This is a genomic window from Citrobacter sp. Colony219 (assembly GCF_019382635.1).
GTDB classification, from domain to species: Bacteria; Pseudomonadota; Gammaproteobacteria; order Enterobacterales; family Enterobacteriaceae; genus Citrobacter; species Citrobacter youngae.
Map to the genome: position 1 here is coordinate 688,751 of NZ_CP080033.1, position 2,509 is coordinate 691,259.

Below are 2,509 nucleotides of genomic sequence, written 5' to 3' on the forward strand. Positions count from 1 at the left end.
ACTGCGGTGGTGCCGAGAATCGAACCAACCGAAAGATCGATGCCGCCGGTTAAAATAATGAAGGTCATGCCAGCGGCCAGCACGATGTTGATCGACGCCTGGCGGGTAATATTCAGCAGGTTGCTTTCGGTAAAAAAGTTAGGCGCGATAAAGCCAAACACCGCCACTATCAGGATGAGAATCGGTAAGATACCGACCGTTTGCATCAGATCGCTCATCAGCATTTTTTTTGCGGAGGCGGATTTCGCCACCTGCTGGGGAGTGGTTGGATTATTCATGGGGCACCGCCTGATGATGGGAGTCGTTCACGCCGGTTGCCAGCGTCATAATGTTTTCCTGGGTAATGCTTTTCCCGTCCAGCTCGCCGGCAATGCTGCCTTCGCGCATGACGTACACGCGGTCGCTCATGCCGACCACTTCCGGCAATTCACTGGAGATCATCAGGATCGCCACGCCTTTGCGCGCCATCTCGTTCATGATCCGGTAGATCTCGCTTTTGGCACCGACGTCCACGCCGCGCGTCGGTTCATCGAGGATCAAAATGCGTGGGCCGATCGCCACCCAGCGCGAAATCAGCAGCTTTTGCTGGTTGCCGCCGGACAAGCCGCCTGCGCGGACCTGTGCATGCGGCACGCGGATGTTGAGCAATTTGATGGCGTCATCGGAAATCGCCTGCGCCTTTTTGCGATCGAGCATGCCCCAGTTGGCGTCACGTTCCAGCGTTGCCATGGTGATGTTTTCTGCCGCTGCCAGCTCTAAAAATAATCCCTGCTCTTTGCGGTTTTCCGTCAGAAAGCCAATGCCGTGGTCAATAGCCTCGCGCGGGGAGTGGATCACCACCGGTTCACCGTCCACTTCAATCATGCCGCCGATGGCTTTGCGCACGCCAAAAATCAGCTGCGCCAGTTCAGAACGCCCGGCGCCGACTAAGCCCGCAAGGCCGACAATCTCCCCGGAGCGTACCAGTAAGCTGCACGGCTGGACTTTATGGCCGTCGGTAAGGTGATGGACGTTGAGGCGCGCTTTACCCAAAGGAATGTCGCGCTCTTTGTTGAACAGATCGCTCAACGGACGGCCCACCATCATGCGCACCAGCTCCGAGGCGTTGAGCTTGTCGCGGGTCAGGCTGCCAACATATTGCCCGTCGCGCAGGACACTGACGCGATCGGAGAGTTCGTACACTTCCGCCATGCGGTGGCTGATGTAGATAATCGCCATCCCCTCATCGCGCAGGCGCATGATCAGTTCAAACAGGCGGTGGGTTTCACGTGAGGAGAGGGCGGCGGTGGGTTCATCCATCACCAGAATGCGGCTGTTACGGTGCAGGGCACGGGCAATTTCAACCTGCTGCTGTTCGGCGATGGTCAACGTCATCACACGGTCGCTGGCCTTAAACTGGGCACCGAGTCGGTCGATGACTTTCTGTGACTGCATGACCATCTCTTTACGCTGGATCAGACCGCCGCGCGACAGCTCGCTGCCAAGAAAGATATTTTCCGCTACCGTCAGGTTTGGCGCGAGCTGCATCTCCTGGTAAATCAGCGTGATGCCTGCGCTCAGCGCATCCTTTGGCCCACGAATGTGAAACGGCTGACCGTCAATCAGGATTTCACCGCTGGTGGCGGTATAGGCGCCCGCGAGGATCTTCATCAGGGTGCTTTTCCCCGCACCGTTCTCGCCCATCAGGGCATGAATCTCGCCCGGCCAGACCGTTAAATCGACCCCTTTCAGCGCGTAAAATTTGCCAAACGCTTTGGCAATGTTGCGCATCTCCAGAACCGGTGTCCTGCTCATGGCGGATCTCCTGTGGGGTGGCCGATATCAGCAGTCCATCACAGGAATGTAAATGCAAAATGTCAGAAGCCGTTCATATTTGTCATATTGCGATTTTTCTTCACGGAGCGTGATATGCCGCAACCGGGACGTCACTTTTTTGCCAGTGCGCGTGGACGATTACTGTTCTTTAATCTGCTGGTGGTGGCGGTCACGCTGATGGTCAGCGGTGTGGCGGTGCTGGGATTTCAGCATGCCAGCCAGATCCAGGAGCAGGTGCAGCAGCAAACCGTTGACGACATGACCGGCAGCATGAATCTGGCGCGTGATACGGCGAACGTGGCGACAGCGGCGGTGCGGCTGTCGCAGGTGGTTGGCGCACTGGAATACAAAGGTGAAGCGGAGCGGCTGCAGGAGACGCAGCGGGCGCTGAAGCAGTCGCTTGAACAACTGGCTACCGCGCCGCTGGCGCAGCAGGAGCCGGTGCTGGTCGAGCGAATTATCCAGCGCAGCCAGGAGCTACAAAGCAGCGTGGAAGGGATGTTGCAGCGCGGTCAGCGGCGGCACCAGGAACGTAACGCGCTGCTCAGTTCGCTGTATCAGAATCAAAGCTATTTACGTCATCTGCAAAAGCTCACCGGCGCGCAGGACGATGTGCTGCTGGGGCAGATGGACCGCTTAATTGTTGCCGCCATTGACACGCCCACGCCGCGTTCGGTGGTGAAACAACTGGACG

The 2,509-nt window shown here is 57.7% G+C and carries 1 protein-coding gene and 2 pseudogenes; 1 reads left to right on the forward strand and 2 read right to left on the reverse strand.

Going from position 1 to position 2,509, the window contains the following annotated elements; all coding sequences use genetic code 11:
* Both JTI85_RS21220 and JTI85_RS03055 read right to left on the reverse strand, forming a co-directional pair.
* Window positions 1-278 (reverse strand): annotated as a pseudogene (locus JTI85_RS21220) (ribose ABC transporter permease); the annotation flags it as partial.
* The gene (locus JTI85_RS03055; protein ID WP_219352101.1) at window positions 271-1,794 is read right to left on the reverse strand and encodes a sugar ABC transporter ATP-binding protein; all 1,524 of its coding nucleotides are present in this window, start codon (window positions 1,792-1,794) and stop codon (window positions 271-273) included. The pseudogene JTI85_RS21220 and the gene JTI85_RS03055, both read right to left, overlap by 8 nt.
* A gap of 114 nt (window positions 1,795-1,908) precedes the next feature.
* On the opposite strand from JTI85_RS03055, the pseudogene JTI85_RS21225 reads away from it, so the two are divergent.
* Window positions 1,909-2,509, forward strand: a pseudogene (locus JTI85_RS21225) (hybrid sensor histidine kinase/response regulator); the annotation flags it as partial.